At 64.7% G+C, this 16,474-nt stretch carries 8 protein-coding genes; 4 read left to right on the top strand and 4 right to left on the bottom strand.

The annotated features are described in order from the left end of the window. Positions 1–511 precede the first annotated feature (511 nt). Positions 512–832 carry a DMT family transporter gene (locus tag ASF52_RS17540; RefSeq protein WP_056174667.1) on the top strand — a complete coding sequence of 107 codons (321 nt, stop codon included), beginning with the start codon at positions 512–514 and terminating at the stop codon, positions 830–832. A 337-nt stretch (positions 833–1,169) separates the two neighbouring features. Here the strand turns inward: ASF52_RS17540 and ASF52_RS17535 are convergent, their stop codons facing one another. From ASF52_RS17535 to ASF52_RS17520, 4 genes are all read right to left on the bottom strand, one after another. Continuing rightward, entirely contained in the window at positions 1,170–2,786 is a 1,617-nt protein-coding gene (locus ASF52_RS17535; RefSeq protein WP_056174664.1) for an FAD-dependent oxidoreductase, read from the bottom strand. A 573-nt stretch (positions 2,787–3,359) separates the two neighbouring features. After that, complete coding sequence (locus tag ASF52_RS17530; RefSeq protein ID WP_056174663.1) at positions 3,360–5,390, bottom strand: hypothetical protein; 2,031 nt, start codon at positions 5,388–5,390, stop codon at positions 3,360–3,362. A gap of 50 nt (positions 5,391–5,440) precedes the next feature. Then, positions 5,441–7,297 carry a flagellar hook-associated protein FlgK gene (gene flgK, locus ASF52_RS17525; protein ID WP_056174661.1) on the bottom strand — a complete coding sequence of 619 codons (1,857 nt, stop codon included), beginning with the start codon at positions 7,295–7,297 and terminating at the stop codon, positions 5,441–5,443. A gap of 183 nt (positions 7,298–7,480) precedes the next feature. Beyond that, positions 7,481–8,932, bottom strand: a complete 1,452-nt coding sequence (locus tag ASF52_RS17520) for a flagellar hook protein FlgE (RefSeq protein WP_056174658.1) — start codon at positions 8,930–8,932, stop codon at positions 7,481–7,483. A gap of 217 nt (positions 8,933–9,149) precedes the next feature. Here ASF52_RS17520 and ASF52_RS22725 point away from each other — a divergent pair, with 217 nt between their 5' ends. From ASF52_RS22725 to ASF52_RS22205, 3 genes are all read left to right on the top strand, one after another. Next, on the top strand, positions 9,150–9,503 hold the full coding sequence (locus tag ASF52_RS22725; protein ID WP_156368857.1) for a hypothetical protein: 354 nt from the start codon (positions 9,150–9,152) through the stop codon (positions 9,501–9,503). A 245-nt stretch (positions 9,504–9,748) separates the two neighbouring features. After that, the gene (locus ASF52_RS17515; RefSeq protein ID WP_056174657.1) at positions 9,749–10,039 is read left to right on the top strand and encodes a hypothetical protein; all 291 of its coding nucleotides are present in this window, start codon (positions 9,749–9,751) and stop codon (positions 10,037–10,039) included. 244 nt (positions 10,040–10,283) lie between these two features. Further along, entirely contained in the window at positions 10,284–16,178 is a 5,895-nt protein-coding gene (locus tag ASF52_RS22205; RefSeq protein ID WP_210166787.1) for a glycosyltransferase, read from the top strand. The last annotated feature ends 296 nt before the right edge of the window (positions 16,179–16,474 follow it).

Here is a 16,474-nt window from a genome sequence, read left to right as displayed (position 1 = left end):
CGATGCATTATCATATGATAATTTGAAATCCCCCGCGCGCCCGATGCGTTACGCGACCTTTTCGCCGCTCGGTAGTGGTCGGGCGATCGATAGAACGGGAGGCATGGGCCGTGGGTCCGATGACTCTCGTTGCTTCGCTCGACGATGTGTCGCGCGAGATCCCGGGGTGGCGAGACGCTCGATCGGTCGCCTGCAGCCGTCGATGGAAGGTTTCTCGCAAGGCGCAGGGGCACAACGTGGCTTCAGACCAGAATGGATTAATCCGGCGTCCTACCGCGGATCGGCATTCGGGCCGTCAACCGACGCAGCGTTTGAAGACGCTCGATTGCCCAACCATGCGGCAACGGGGTGAGGTGCGATGCCTCGATTTGCGGCATCGACAGGAATGTTGCGGTGCACTAAAACTTTCGCCTTCGATGGGTCGGGCCCCGGTGCTCGGCGGAGCTGTTCGGCCTCTTCCGGGTTTCCGGCTGCAGCGTTTTCTTTCGAGCCCGCATCGGAGAGTCACCCCATGGCGTGGGTTATTCTGAGCGTGGCGGTGGCCACGGAAATCGCTTGGGCCTTGAGCCTCAAATGGGCGGCTGTGCGGGGAGATTGGGCGACCTCGTCGGTCCCGATCGTCCTGAGTTTCGTCAATATGGGCCTGTTGGCTCTTGCCATGCGTGGTCTGCCGGCCGGGACGGCCTATGCAGTGTGGACCGGCCTCGGTGCCGTCGGGGTGGTCGTGTTCGGCGCGCTGGTCTTCGGCGAGAAAGTGAATGCGACCCAGATGGCCTTCATCGCCCTCACCATCACGGGTGTGGCCGGCACGAAGTTTTTCGCTCAAGTGTAGTCGATCGCTCATGGGGGCTATGGCGGTTCGCTTGAAGCCTTCCAGCACGGGACCGGGAGACGACAGCTTCTCAGGCGACAATGCTTGCGGGTGAACGACATCGGGCGCCTTCGGAATGAGGTCGCTCTGCCGGTGCTCGGTCCCTCCATCCAGGCACCCGGTCGAGCGAACGATGCGATCGGCCCGTGCTGAGGCATGCGACCTCCCGAGACCCCATCGCGCGACCGAATGCGGATAGGCGAGCCAGCTTTCCTGGCCGGTGGGTTCGTCGCAGCGCCACGTTCCGGGGCGTCGCTGAGCCGTCGATGTTTCATTCCCATTGAGAAGCTCTGCGCCGTCAGTGCCGGACATACTCCCAGACCTTGGAGATCACGACCGAGCCTTCGCCCACGGACGAGGCCACACGCTTGACCGAGCCTGCGCGGACGTCGCCCACCGCGAAGATTCCGGGATGTGACGTCGCGTAAGGTGATCCTGCCCCGATCGCCTCTCCGGTCAGCACGAAGCCGTGGCCATCCAGTTCGATGAGGCCCGAGAGCCATCCGGTGTTGGGTGCGGCCCCCACCATCACGAAGACGGCGCAGACCGGGCTCGTCCGAAGGGTTCCATCGACAACGCTGCGGGTCGTGACCGCTTCGAGACGGTGCTCGCCATGGAGAGCGCTGACTTCGGTGCCGTAGTCGATCGTGATCGCCGGGTCCGCTTCCAGACGGCTCGAAAGGTAGTGCGACATCGAGGCCGCGAGCGACGGTCCGCGCACCAGGAGGCGAACATGCTTGGCCGACCGACTGAGAAACATCGCCGCTTGACCGGCTGAATTGCCGCCGCCGATGATGATGACCTCGGCATTCCGGCAGTAACGCGCTTCGATTTCCGTTGCCGCGTAGTAGACGCCGGCGCCCTCGAACGCTTCGAGCCGATCGATCGGCAGGCGCCGGTACTGTACACCGGTCGCAACGACCACGGCACGGCCGCGAACCCGTTGATCGTTCTCGAACGTGGCGCAGAACGCTCCGTCTTCGAGCTGATCCAGTCTGGTGACCCGGCGCGGCATGGCGAACCGCGTCCCGAACTTCATCGCCTGGACCTCGCCGCGCCAGACCAGATCGGCGCCGGAGATCCCGGTCGGAAATCCCATGTAGTTCTCGATGCGGCTCGATGTCCCGGCTTGGCCGCCGATCGCGACATCCTCGATCACCAGGCTGTGCAGCCCCTCGGCGCCCGCATAGACGCCGGCCGCAACGCCGGCGGGGCCACCGCCGACGATGAGCACGTCGAAAGCCTCGTCGTCGACGAGGTCGTGGTTGAGGCCCAGCAGATGCGCGACCTTGTCGGATGTGGGTTCCGTCACGACGATGTCGCGACCGAAGATCACGGCAGGCCTGTCGACGGCAATCGAACAGCTTCGTGCCACGGCATCGGCCTCCGGGCTTGCCAGCGCGTAGGACCTGTAGGGCAGGCGGTTGCGGCTCATGAATTCCGCAATCCGCCGAACCGCCCGGTCGTCGTCCTCGCCGAGGAGGACCAAGGTGCCGTCCCGCGTGTCGAGTTGCCGCCGACGGCGCGCGGCGAGCACCGTGATCACGATGTCCGACATTTCGGGGATCTCGGACATCAGCCGCAGCATGTCCAGTCGCGGCACCTCGATCACGCTGGTATCCCGCACCGCCCGCATCGGCATCGACCAGTTGCCGCCATTCAGGAACGCGATCTCGCCCATGAACTGCGTCGGCCCGAGTGTCGACGGAAGATGGCGCTCGTCCGTGAATGGGTTCACCACTTCGACTTCGCCCGTTTCGACGTAGACGAATCGATCAGCGGGCTCGCCAGCACGTGCCAGGAACCTCCCGGCCGGGTAATGCCGCTCCACCCCAACGGCCCGAAGGGCTGCGATATGCGATGCCGCGAGGGGAACCCGCTGCATTTCGGCGAGGTCCCGTCCGATCGATTCCATCTCTCGTTCTCCCTGCCCATCATCGAGGTGCGGCGCAGAGTCGATCACTCGAGCCCACCAGGCAAGGGACGGCTCCTGCAGGAGGTCCGATGTTGCGCCGCGCCGCCGATGATACGGATGCAGGCGTCGTTCGGTCGACCGGACAGCCTCCGTCAGTCCGAGGCGCTCTACGACCTCCCCGCGACCATCCAGGAGGGATGCCCGTCGCGCCCATCTCGGCGTTGGGTGCGACGGGTCACGACTGCGTCGTGTTTCCGACCGGAGGCATGGATGCAGGATCGCGCTTTGCGCAAACCGGTCTTGTCGGGGCGAGTGACGCAGCCACAACGACGATACGCGGCGCGACCGCGCCCGTTTCCACCCTTGGATCCGAAGCCCCGGTAAGGTGCGGCCTGTTGCGAACTCCGATGTGAACGCCGTCCGGGTCCAGAACGATCGACGCCGGGATCGCGCGAACCGGACCGGAAGCCCGCGATACCGCAAGGGCCCGATGGACGGGGCGAGTCCTGCGACCCGAGCCGTGAATGCCGAAGCGAACCAAGCCTGCCAGAAAGGCCGGCCCGACCCAGTCGCTCACGACAGGTAGTTCACCAGCGTCAGTTTCGAGAGCATCGAGGTCACCTGATAGCTCGCCTGCAACTGGTTCTGCATGGCCAAAAGTTTGGATGCGACTTCTTCGGTGGAGATCGAATCCGTGCCCGCGAGGGTGTTCTGCAGTTGCGCCTTGGTGGCGCCGTTCTGTGCCTTGGCGTTGGTGATCTGGGCCGCGGCGAGGCTGAGTTCGGTGGCGATCTGGGCGATGCCCTGATCGTCCTGTTTGGATGTGAGAACGGTGCGGACACGGTCGGTCAAGGCGGTGTAACGGCTCCGTTCGCTCAACGCCAAGGTCCGGTCCGCGGCTGAAAGGGTGGTGTCGTTCGGTTCCTTGGTGCTGGCGAAGCTCTCGCTCGCCAGGGCGGCGATGCCCGCCAGCGCGTTGCGGATGCCGGCCTCGTTGGCCTGCGCGCCGATGCCGATGGATTGGCCGCTGCTGACCTGGACGGTTGCCGTGCCACGCGGATCGGCGAGGCTCTCGTCGCCCGTGTACCAGATCACCGTCTTGCGAGCCGGATTGGTGGAGAAGCCGCCGGTGGCGGTGTCGACCCGGCGCGGGGCGAACGCGTCCGACTTCGAGCCCGCGAAGAAGTCCTTGGAGGCCAGGACGGCGGACGAGGCCGCGAGCGTCGTGCCGGCGCTCGTCTTCACCGTGTCGGAAAGCGCCTTCTGGATGTTCAGGGCCGTCGCCTCCGGGCTGGCGCCGATGGCGAAAACCGAAGGATCCTTGCTGTCCGCGACGGTTCTGGCCGTCAGCGTGATCGTCGTCGGGGTGCCGTCGCGCAGGCCGAGGGTCAGCGTGATGGTGTCGCCGTCCTTGGGCGGCGTGACGGCGCTGACCGTCAGGGAGGCGCTGGCAGGGGTACCGCCCGAGAGGGCCAGGGTCACGCCCGGGGGAGATTTGCTCTGGGCGGCGGCGATCCCCCTTTCCCCGACGGCCATCGTCAGGCTGGCGAAGCTTCCGGCCGCGTCTTGCCCGATCACGAACTCGTTGGCCGCGCCCGTTGCGACCGTGCGTGCCGTGTAGGTTACGACGGTTCGAGTACCATCGGGCTGCACGATGGTCACCGGGACCGACGCGCCGTCGACGGGTTGCGCGGCGAGACTTGCGGGAGCCGCCATCTGGCTCTGCCCGAGTGCCAACTTCAGCTTGGAGCCGCTATCGGTGCCGATCAGGAATTCGTTGGCTCCGAGGGCGGGGCCTGTCCGCGCCGTGTAATCGACGAAGGCTTGACTGCCATCGGGCTGGTTGACGCTGAGCCGCACGACATCGCCGTCCGTCGGCTGCGTGCCGAAACCGAGAGCCACCCTCGGCGCACTGGCCGCGTCCAGATTTTCGCTGAACGCGGCCTTATTGGAGCTGTCGATGCCCAGCAGGGTGAACCCGAAATTCGCGCGTCCGATCGCGCTCGCTCCCTCGGAGACCGTGACCGCCGCCGTCCCGGTGGCCGGAATGCTGAGGTTTCCCGTCCCGGTGATCCCGTCGGCGGCCTTGCGCTCGGCGATCATGGCGTTGAGGCCGGCCTTGGTGCCGTCGCCGTTGAGGATCTCGTCGGCTGAGATGACGGGTGGCGTATCGGTGGCGCGCCCTCCGAACAGGTAGGTTCCGGCGTAGTTCTGGTTCAGGGTATCGACGAACAGGTCGAGGTTGGCCACAGCCGTCTGGCGGGTGGTGTCGCGGGCCGAGGACGAACTCGTGTTGGTCAATCCCTCGGCGATGCCGCTCACCGTTGTCGACGTGACCTTGGACAGATTCTGCAGGCTGGCCGAACCGAGCGTGATGCGGTTGAGGGCGCCGGTGATGCTGGCGGCGTACCCATCGAGGCGCGCGACCTGGGCGTGTGCGCTCAAGCTCGTGGTACGGGAGGCACCCAAGCCGCCATAGGTCTCCGCCACCCGGCCCGTGGTCAGCTGGGTGGTGAGCGTGTCGAGCTTGTCCTTGGTCGCGAGCAGGCGCTGCGTGTTCAAGGTGGTGGTGTAGCTGCCGGCCGCGAAGGGCGTGATGGTCATGGGCGCGATCCCGGGAACGGAGGACGGACGACGTTGGGCGGGACCACGGCTCAGATCCGCAGGAGCGTGTCGAGCATGTCGCGGGCGGCCGTGAGCACCCGCGCGTTGGCACCGTAGGCGGTCTGGAGCTGGATCAAGTTGGCCATCTCCTCGTCGATCTTGACCCCGGATTCGCTGGAGAAGCGGCTCTGCGCCGTCGCGAGGGCGATCTGCTGCCCTTCGTCCAGGCTCTGGCTCGACGCCGCGTTCGCTCCCTGCGCGTCGATGATGCGCAAGGCGAAGTCGGCCACGTTGGTGGTGAAGGGCGCCCGCACGCCGCCGATGCCGGAAGCGGCCGAGAAGGTGTAGGGGCGGGTGATCAGCCCGTCCAAAATCCGTTGCGGACGCGTTGCGTCGCCGGACTGGGTCGTCGCCGAGGACAGCACCAGGGCGCTGGTGTCGGCCTTGATCGCCGGGTTGAGGGCGATGCGCTGGGCAAAGCCCGTCAGCTGGGAGCCGCCGTCAAAGCTGCCTGTGTAGAGGCCGTTGGCCCGGCCGGAATCGACGAACAGAGCGATCTCGGGATTGTTGCTGGGAGCTTTCGTTTCGCTCGCGGCGGACGGGATGGTGAGGGTCGCGCCAAGTGTGGTCACGGATGCCGTGCCTGCCACCGGCGTTGTGCCAAGCGCAATCGTGAGTTTGCCCGCCGTGACGGACGCGACATAATTCGGTTGCAGGGCGGCTGTGATATTCGCTGCCAGTGTCGCATCGCCGTTGATCGTACCAATGGGTTGGGCACCGGGCATTCGGAAGGCGATAGGCGCGGAACCATCGATATCGCCAGTTCGGAAGGTAGCAGTCCCGGTGTCCGAGGCGACGAGAACGATCTGAGAACCGTTCGCGAGACCCAGTGTGATCCGATTGCCTGCCTTCAACCCGTTTAGGTCGATGCCTGTGCTCGCAGCGGCACTAACGGTCCTGTCCGTGGTCGATTGTGCCAGCCCGGCCGCCAGTTCGTCGATCTGGCGCTGTGCCTGAACCAGGGTGTCGTCGCGGGCGGTCACGGCGGCCGCGAGGGAGCCTGAGCGCAAGGCGCCCGTGGCGATGAGATCGATCCGAGCGCCACCGGGTGTCGTTGCGGTGATCGTGCCGACGCCGCTCTTGCCCGCCTCCGTGGAATAGAGGGCCTCGGGGCTCAACACCGCGCGGCTGTCGAAGCCGAGCGATGCGGAAACGCCGTGATCGACCAGGGTGACGCCCGACTGGGTCATCACCGTGATCGAACCGTCGCCCACCTGGGTCGCCTGCACGTCCATGTATTGGGCGAGCTGGTTGATGGCCTGGTCGCGTTGATCGAGAAGATCGGGACTGGCGCCGATGCCGTTGGCGGCGACGATCTTCACGTTGAGCTGTGCAATGGACTTGAGCAGGGAACCGGCACTCTTCACGTCGCTGGCGATCTGCGATTCCATTCCCGTGCGCAAGGTCTGGATGCCGCTGGCGATGGTGCCGATCCGGCTCGCGAGGGCCGCAGCGTTGCTGGCTACGGTGGCGCGAACGGAGCTCACCGTGGGATCGTTGGCGAGTGCCTGGAGGGACTGCGTGTATCCGTTGAGGACCCCATCGAGGGATGTGCTCGAACCGGGAACGCCGTAGAGCGCATCGAGCTGCGTCGCCACGTTGGCGGCAATGTTCGTATAGGCCGCGCCGGAACTCTCCAACCGCAGTTGCTTCTGCGACGTGGCGTTGAGAATTCGCGAGACATCGCCGCTGTTGATGCCCGTTCCGTCGTTCTGGGCGACGGGTGACTGGACACGCTTGACGTAGCCGACCGTGTTGACGTTGGCGATGTTCTGCGAAACGACGCCGATCTGCGCCTGCATCGCCTGCAGGCCGGCCGTGGCGGTGTTGATCGCGTTCAGCGACATCGATTCGGGCCTTCCCCTCGCGCGAGGTCCTGAAGCGGGCGTGCAGGTTGTTCGTCCTGCGGCCGGGTGCCCCCTGCGTTCCTAATCTGCTCCGGAAACTGAGGCAGAAAACGTTCGCAGGGGCGGCGTTCCTAGAAAGATGACTTGGATGGTTGATGTTTCGTTTTCATCTTAATATCGATGTTAGCGAATGATATTGATCAGGTCGCTCATCATGGTCTGCGCCGTCGACATCACGCGGGTGTTGGCTGAGTAGGCCTGCTGCGTGACGATCATTTTCGAGAATTCGGCCGCGATGTCGGTGTTCGACTGTTCGATCTCGCCACCCACGACGGACGATCCGTTGAGGCCGGAGATCGGCGCGCCGGAATCGAGGGTCTGGGTGTAGGTCCCGTTGGTGTCGCCCTTGAGGGCGTCGGCGTTCTTGAACTGCACGATCCCGACCTGGGCGAGGGCCGCCGAGTTGCCGTTGGAATAGGTGCCGGTGATCTTGCCGTCGCTGGTGACCGAGAGCGAGGTCAGGGTACCCGACGCGTAGCCGTCCTGCTGCACCGTGTCGGTGCGGACGCTTCCTTCGCTGGTGGCGTACTGGGTCAGGGCGCCTGCGGCGATGTTGAGGCCGACGTTGCTGAGTTTGACCCCGTCGACGGTAAGATCGGGGATGATCGGGGCGGTCGGCGACGTGAGCTGGCCGCTCTTGAAGGTGAACGCTTGGCCGACGTTCTGCCAGGCGTCGTCCGCTGCGCCGGCATTCGAGTTTCCGAGGTAGAACAGGTTCCACACGTCATCGGTTGCGGGCTTGGCCGGCGCAGCGGCGATGGGTGGCGTCGCCGTCGGATCGGCCGACACGGCGGCGGTGGCCGCGCCTCCGTTCTGGACCTTGGCCCAACGCATCTGAACGGTCATCGGAGCGCCGGAATCGGTATAGGCGGTGAGCGATCCCCCGGAGAGGGTGTCGTTGAGGAATTTCGTGGCATCGCTTCCCTTGATCGGCGTTCCCAGGGCGGGGGCCGCCGGATCGGTGAGAACGGGGGTGTAGGCCCCTGAGGTCAGGGTCTTGAGCAGTGCCGAGTCGGCATTGCCCGCGACGGCATTCTTGGTCGACGGCGTCATCGGCAGATTGGCGCCGTAGGCAATGCTCGTCGTCGGTTTGGCGGCAAGCGATGCCGTCGAGATCTTGATGGGGCCGGTCCCGGTGGTCTGTCCGGTTCGGGGGTCGAGACTCTGGCCGGTCAGGTAACCGCCGGCCCCGTTGACGAGATAACCCTGGTTGTCGGATTTGAAATCGCCCCGGCGGGTGAAGTACTGGGCTGCGGAAAAACTGGCCTGACCCGCCGCGTCGCCGGTCTTCGTCTGAACCGTGAAGAACCCCTGCCCGCTCAGGGCCATGTTGGTGTCGATCCCGGTGGAAACCAAGCCGCCCTGGATGGTGTTGGTCAACCGAGAGAAAGCGCCGACGGAGCCGGAGACCTGCTTGTTCAGCGGCTGCTCGGCGATCATGTCGACGAAGTTCGTGTCGACCCGCTTGAACCCGGTTGTCTGCGAGTTGGCGATGTTGCCCGAGATGTTGTTCAGCGAGTACGACTGGGCCTGGAGGCCCGACACCGCGGTTTGTAGCGCACTGAAAATGTCCATGGTCGGCCTTGGGGTCCGCGAGATCGGTCATACCTAAGTCAGCAATCCGTATGCCGTCGGTGTTGTCTCGGAAAATCAAGGGCTTAGGTCGTATCGTTCGTCCCGGGCGGCGCTGCGCCCCGGCAAGTCTTGCCGATGCGCGGCGGTTTATGCCGGCCTCTCGGCGACGTCGAATGTCCGATATGCTACGGGTCCCGGCAGCGTGAGGTTTACGGAAATGCGTGCTGTCCTTCTGGTCGCGGGCCTGCTGACAGGCTTACCCTTGGGTGCTTCGGCGCAACCCGATCCGAGTCCTCATAAGCCGAGGCCGTCCGCGCCTCGGCTCGAAACCGCCACGCCGGACGCGCCGTCCACGTCATCCGAGGAAGCGCAGGCGCGGCGTGATCGCGCCGAGGCGGAGCGCAAGGTCCGCGAGAAGGCCTTCGACGATCGCGTTCGTCGCGCGACCTCGTCCATCTGCAGCAATTGTACGACGGGTCCGACTCCGCGTCGTCGTGTTCGCGAGCAGGCAGCGCCGGAACCGCGCGATCCGATGTTCGATCCCGCGGAAGCGCCGCCGATGCCGGACTGAGTTTACCGTTGACGCTGTGGGGCGTCATCGCTGCCCACCTCGATCTCGGTGGACCGGCATGGGTCTCAGGACGAATGGTCTTGCCCGGCGCCGTGCCGAGCGAACGGATACCGATATGACCACCCTGTATGCAGGGGCGGAGGCGCAGCCGCCTCGGTCCTTTTCTCTGCCTTTTGAGGTGAGGAGCAGGGATCTTCGAACCTGTAGGGAGGCTGCGCCGCGTGAGGGCCGAAAGGGTTGGGGCGATGGCAGGTGATCTGTTTCACGAGAACTGGCGTCACGAACAGCGTGCCGATGGGCTCTATGTGATCATCGAAGAGATTGGTGGGCTCGGTGCGCTCGGCCCGTTTCCCGACGCGGAAGCCGCTCGGATCGGTTTCGCCCGCTACTTCCTCGGGCTGGATCTCGCACCGCCCTCTGCGCCCGTTCTGCCGAAGGCCGACACGGTCTCCGTCGCGGACAGGCGATCGCACGATGCGTCTGTGGATGACGGCCGCACGCGTATCCTCGATATGCGCGATGGCGAAAATCGTTGACCGAGGTGACCGATGCAAGGTCGGCTACGTGACTGTATGGTCATAAGGCCATTGATTCTGGCGTGACCCACCCTGTACCCCCAGAGAAGTGAGCGCCGCGTTCTGCTTGACAACCAACGGACGATGAAAAATGCCTATGCATTAGGCTGCGGCCACGCCCGCTTGGGGTAGGATGTGGGATCGATCCGCGCGGGGGTGCCATCCCATCCCGCGGAATCGTAACGATGCCGTAGGGGTATCGTCATTGCTGGTTGTTCGGGGGCAGGCGGGTCCCGGCGGCTGGAAGTTCAACCGTGCGACTGCTGGACATTCTGACGTAATGAAATCAATCAAAGCCTTGTTCGGCACCCGCACGCGGCACGACAGCGACCTCTCGATTCAATCCGACTACGATCTTCTTGCACGCAGCGGGTTATTTGATCGGGGCTACTATCTCCGTGAGAACCCGGATGTCGCCGAGAATGGGGCGGATCCGATCCATCATTATCTCACCATCGGCTTCGTCGAGGGGCGTGAACCCTCAGCGTTCTTCGATGGTACGGGTTACCGGGAGGCGGACCCCGCGATCAAGAGCGAGGGTATCAACCCTCTCGTCCATTGGTTGCGCTCGGGTGCAGCTGAAGGGAGGCCGGCCCCCGTACGCATGGGTCGGTCACCGATCTCTGGTGAAGTCCGGTCGGATTACGCCTTGGTCGCCCGCAGCGGTCTTTTCGATATTGGCTACTATCTCGCGGCCAATCCGGACGTTGCTGCCTCCGGGGAAGATCCCATCGTCCATTATCTCCAATTCGGATATCTCGACGGACGCGAACCATCGGCATTCTTCGATGGAACCCGCTATCGCACCGAGAACGGAGACGTTCGCGACGCGCGCATCAATCCTCTGGTCCATTGGTTGCGCCTCGGTAGCGCCGAGGGACGCGTAGCGCCCGTCCGCACCGCTCCGACCCTTGCGCGGCCGGGTACCGATTACGCGCTCGTTGCCCAGAGCGGGATGTTCGACGTCGGCTACTATCGGAGGGCGAATCCCGATGTCGCGGACAGCGGCATGGATCCGATCCTCCATTACATCACTAACGGCTTCTCTGAAGGACGGGAGCCGTCTGAATTTTTTGACGGCCAGACCTATGCTGAACGTTATCCTGACGTCCGCTCAAGCAATCTCGCCCCGCTCGTCCATTGGATGCGCGTTGGACTTCACGAAGGCCGTTTTGCACCGATCCGAAGTAGCGAGGGCGTCAGTCCCGGGACCGATTACGATCTTGTCGCCCGTAGCGGCCTGTTCGATGCCGCGTTCTACTTAAGAACCTATCCGGAAGTGGCCGCAGCCGGGTTGGATCCCGTCGCTCACTACCTGCGTAGCGACAATGCGGATGGGCTTCAGCCCTCGGCATTCTTCGACGGCGCCGCGTATCTCGCCCGGCATCCCGAGATCGCAGCGGCCGGCGTGAATCCACTGGTGCATTGGTTGCGAGTTGGTCACGACGAAGGCCGTTCCGCACCCGTAGCCGTTGGCCCGTCAGGACAGCACGGTCCTGGGTCCGATTATGATCTTGTGGCCCGCAGCGGCTGGTTCGATGAGGCACACTATTTCACGCAGAACGCCGACGTTGCCGAGGCCGGTTTGGATCCGGTGGCGCACTACCTGACGGGAGGTTATCGCGAGAATCGTGAGCCGTCCGCGTTCTTCGACGGACGTGGCTATAGTGCACGCTACCCCGATGTGGCGGCGGGAGCCATGGCCCCGCTCGTCCATTGGCTTCGTATCGGTCGTACGGAGGGGCGTCATCCACCGATCCACGTCCTACCGAGCCCAGGTCACGACTCCGATTATGCCCTGGCAAACGGAAGTGGGCTGTTCGATCGTGCATACTATCTTTCGCAGAACAAGGATGTTGCCGAAGCCGGTCTCGATCCGGTGGTTCACTACCTCGCTTCCGGTTTTCGAGAGAACCGAGAGCCGTCTGGGTTCTTCGACGGGTGTGGTTACAGCGCCCGCTACCCCGACGTTGGGCTCGCAGACACTGCGCCCCTGATTCATTGGTTGCGCATCGGTTTGGCCGAAGGCCGCGATGCTCCATTCCACAGCGGGATAGCCGAGCCGGAAGGCGGCTCCGATTACTACATCGCGATCCGAAGTGGTTTGTTCGATCGAGCGTACTACTTACGGGAGAATCGAGATGTGGCGGAGGCTGGCCTCGATCCCGTCGCACATTACTTAACTTCGGGCTTTCGCGAGAATCGTGAGCCATCGGGGTACTTCGACGGACGTGGTTACCGCGCGCGCTACCCTGACGTAGGCCTCGCCGATATCGCGCCCCTGATTCACTGGTTGCGTATCGGGTTGGGTGAAGGTCGCGACGCACCGATCCGCGCCCTGACCGACGTCGGAGCCGGGATCGGCTCGGACTATGACGTTGCAGTGCGCAGCGGATTGTTCGACCGGTCCTACTACTTACGCGAAAATCCTGACGTCGCCGCGGCTGGGTTCGATCCGGTGGCACATTACGTCACTTCGGGTTTTCGTGAGGGACGCGAGCCGTCGGAATTCTTCGATGGACGTGGCTACCACGCCCGTTATCCCGATGCTGTGGATACCGCACCCCTGGTGCATTGGGTACGCGTCGGCCTCGTCGAGGGGCGGCGGCCACCATTGCGCGGCGCCCTACCGCCCGGTGCTGGTATCGCCTCCGATTATGAACTCGTCGCCCGAAGCGGCCTGTTCGATGTCGGCTATTATCTGCGCACCTATCCCGACGTCGCCGCCGACGGCATGGATCCCATTGCCCATTACCTCACGAGCGGGCACCTCCAGGAGCGCGAACCGTCGCTGTTCTTCCACGGCCAAACCTACCTGGAGCGCTACCCCGATGTCCGCGCCAGCGCGATCAATCCCCTCGTGCATTGGTTGCGGACAGGAACCCTTGAGGGACGTGAGGCGCCCCTGAACCCCCGCGGGATCGGTCAGCAACTCAGTCTGCGCGACCTGTGCGAGCCCACCCGTTCAGAGGCCACCGCCGGCCTGTCGGACCCGGCGTTTCGCCCCAGCGTGGTGACGCCGGCCTTCAACACCGAGCCTTCCTATCTCCAGGAACTCTTTCAGACCCTGCTGAATCAGAGCTACGTCGGCTGGCGCTGGATCATCGTCGACAACGGATCCGAGCGGCCCGATACGCTGCGAACCCTGCGCCGGATCGCGGCCGCGGATCCCCGCGTCACCGTGGTGTTCGCCGAGCGCAACCTCGGCATTGCCGGCGGCACGAATCGCGCCATCGCCGAGGCCGACGGGACGCACGTCGCGCTTGTCGACCACGACGACCTGCTGCCGCGTACCGTGTTCGAGGCGATCTGGAAGGCGATCGAAGCCGAGCCCGATGCGGACCTCGTCTACACCGACGAGTGCAAGATCTCGGACACGGGCGAACTCTACGACGTGGTTCTGAAGCCCGGCTGGTCGCCGGTTCTTCTTGAGAACACCATGTATCTCTCTCACCTTTCCGTCTACCGCCGGGACTTTCTCGCGACCGTGGGCGCGTTTCGGCCGGACTTCGACGGCACTCAGGATTACGACTTCGTCCTGCGCGCCTCCCGCCATGTCGAGAAGGCGATCCACGTGCCGGTGATCGGCTACGTCTGGCGCGCGTCGCCGACCTCGACGGCGACGTCGATGACGACGAAATCCTACAGCGTCGGGCGCCAGGAGGCGTCGCTCCTCGAATTCGCCCGGCAGCGCGATCCGGACGCGTCCGTCTCGCCCGGCTTCGGCGATGGATTCTGGCGCACGCACTACACCCTGCCGGCCGCGGCACCGCTCCTGTCCTACGTGATTCCCACGGGGGCGGGGTCCAGGATGGTGCGGGACCGACGCATCAATCTGATCCTGAACTGCGTTCGGAGCTTCGAGAACACGGAGTTCTATCCGAACCGGGAATACGTGATCGTCCATAACGGCGATCTTTCCGATGAGCAGAACGCGCAACTCGCCGAGACGCCGGGTATTCGCTTGGTGCACTACGAGGACCGCTCCCTCAACATCGCGCGGAAACTCAACATCGGCGTCGCAGCCGCCGCGGGTGAATTCGTTTGCCTGCTGAACGACGACGTCGAGGCCATGACGGCGCGCGGCGGCGAGGAACTCGTCGCCTTCCTGCTCGCCCATCCGGACGTCGGCATGATCGGCCCCCTTTGCCTGTTCGAGAACGGCACCGTTCAGCACAACGGGGTTATCCTCCTCGAACAGGGGCCCTCACACGCGGGGCTGTTCGTCGCCCCGAGCCATGCCGGCGCCACGGGCAATCTCCTGCAGTGTCGGCGCGAGGTGTTCGGCGTCACCGGGGCCATGGCCATCGTGCGCCGCGCCGATTATCAGGCGCTCGGCGGCTTCGACGAGCGCTTCCCGCTCAATTACAACGACGTCGATTTCTGCTTGCGCATGCGCGAATCCGGCCGCACCTGCGTCGTCGATCCGGGCGTGCGGGTCTATCATTACGAGAGTGCCTCGAAGACCGGCACCTATCGCTGCGAAAAGGAAGCGCTCTACGCCCGCTGGCCGGGCTTGCGCGACCCGTACTTCAACCCAGGCTTCGACCAGCGCGATCCGACCTACCGTGTGCTGCTTCGGCCCGAGCGGGCCCCCGTCGAGACGGACCCGGCCGCGTTCGAGAATTGGCTTGATCGCCATATCGCCTGGCGCATCCGACATTACCCAACCTCCGGCGCGATCCGGTTCACGCTCTGCGTGCCAGTCTACGACCAGCCGGCCGCCTTCCTGGAGGAAATGCTGCAATCCTGCCTATTGCAGACCTACACCAACCGCGAGATCGTCATCGTCGACGACGGATCGACCCGGCAGGATACCTTGATTTGGCTCGCCAAGGTCGAGGCCGCGGGCCATGCCCGGGTGATCCGGCACGAGGCGAACACCGGCATCGCCGGCGCCAACCGGACCTGGCTCGCCGCGGCCGAGGGCGAGATCCTCGTACCCCTCGACGCCGACGACTACCTCACCATCGACGCGCTCCAGGTGATGGCGCACTGGATCGAGCGCTTCCCCGAGGCACGGGTGTTCTACTCGGACGAGTTCAAGTCCAATCCCGCCTCCGCCAAGGCGAGCCCGTTCTTCAAACCCGCCTTCGATCCGTTTCTGTCTGCGAACTGCTGCTATCAGACCCATCTCATGGCTTGGCGGCGCGACTTCCTCGTCGAGATCGACGCGTACAGCGATGATCGCGCGACCTGGTGCCACGATTGGGATGCCATCGGTCGTGCCTGGGCCGTCGGGCATGAGCCCGTGCATGTGCCGGAACTGCTCTACGCCTGGCGGATCAATCCCGGGTCGACGGCCTCGGCGGAGACCGGGGACAAGCCTGCAGCGGTGGCCTCACAGAAGTTCGTCCTCGATCGGTTGGTCGAGGCACGGGGGCGGTCGGGCGATGTCGCCGTGCGTTCGAACGAGAGCGGCCAGCACACCGGCATGTGGTCGCTGAGACCACGGCGCACCCTCGACAGCGTCATGAATCTCCGTGTCGAGGAGGCTTGGCGAGACGGCGGGGCTGTGTTGCGGGCCGCTGCGAGCACGGACGCCGAATGGCTGTACCTGCATACCGGGGCGTCGCCCGTTGAGGCCGATCTGCTGGAGCTCTCGGCCCTCGCCCTGTGGGACGAGCGCCTCGACGTCGCCTCGGGTCTGCTCACCGATGCCACGGGAACCCTCATCACGTGGTCCGGGGCGTTCTTTTGCCCGGACGGGACGGTGCTCGACCCAAATCTCGGCCGGACGTTCGACGGCTCCTATCACGGGCAGATCCATACCCAGCGCTGTGTCGACGTTGCCGCACCGACCAACGTCGTCATCCGGATCTCGGCCCTGCAACGGGTCCTCCGCACGAGCGGCGACGCCCTGACCTCCGACGAGCTCATGATTCGTCTCGGACTCGACGCGGTCCACAACGCCCGGTTCGTTGCGGTCACGCCTTACCTACGAACGGTGTGGAAACCGGCACCCGGCCTCATTCTTCCAGTCGACCGGACAGGCCTGTTGGCTGGGCTCGAGGAGCGACTGCTTGCTAGCCGTTGGTACGATTCACGGCTCAGTCCCGAGCGCCCCTATGGGATCGAGCCCGAACGTTGGAGGTGCTGAACATGCGGGCCCACGATCGCGTGCGGCGTTGCGATCAGTCTGCGGTCGGGCGTCTGTCGGTCAGGCCCATCCGATGAATCCATCGCCGCCAGCGTTCCTGCTGTTACGGCAAAACCGTCGATCAGCAGGACGCCTTTTCGCGAGGCGGAGCATCAGTGATCGTCGATGGATATCGGCATTGGGGGGAGCAAAAGTCCGCCGCCTGACGGCTGGCGGCCGCACCTACGAACGCCGGCCCCCTCAGCCCAGCGGCACCGCCTTGGGTATCGGCTACGACGCGCAGGCGAGCGACCGCT

Origin of the sequence: Methylobacterium sp. Leaf112, from assembly GCF_001423295.1 — a bacterium.
Lineage (GTDB): Bacteria > Pseudomonadota > Alphaproteobacteria > Rhizobiales > Beijerinckiaceae > Methylobacterium.
The sequence above is the reverse complement of the archived record's forward strand: the minus strand, read 5'-3'. Positions and strand labels throughout refer to the sequence as shown.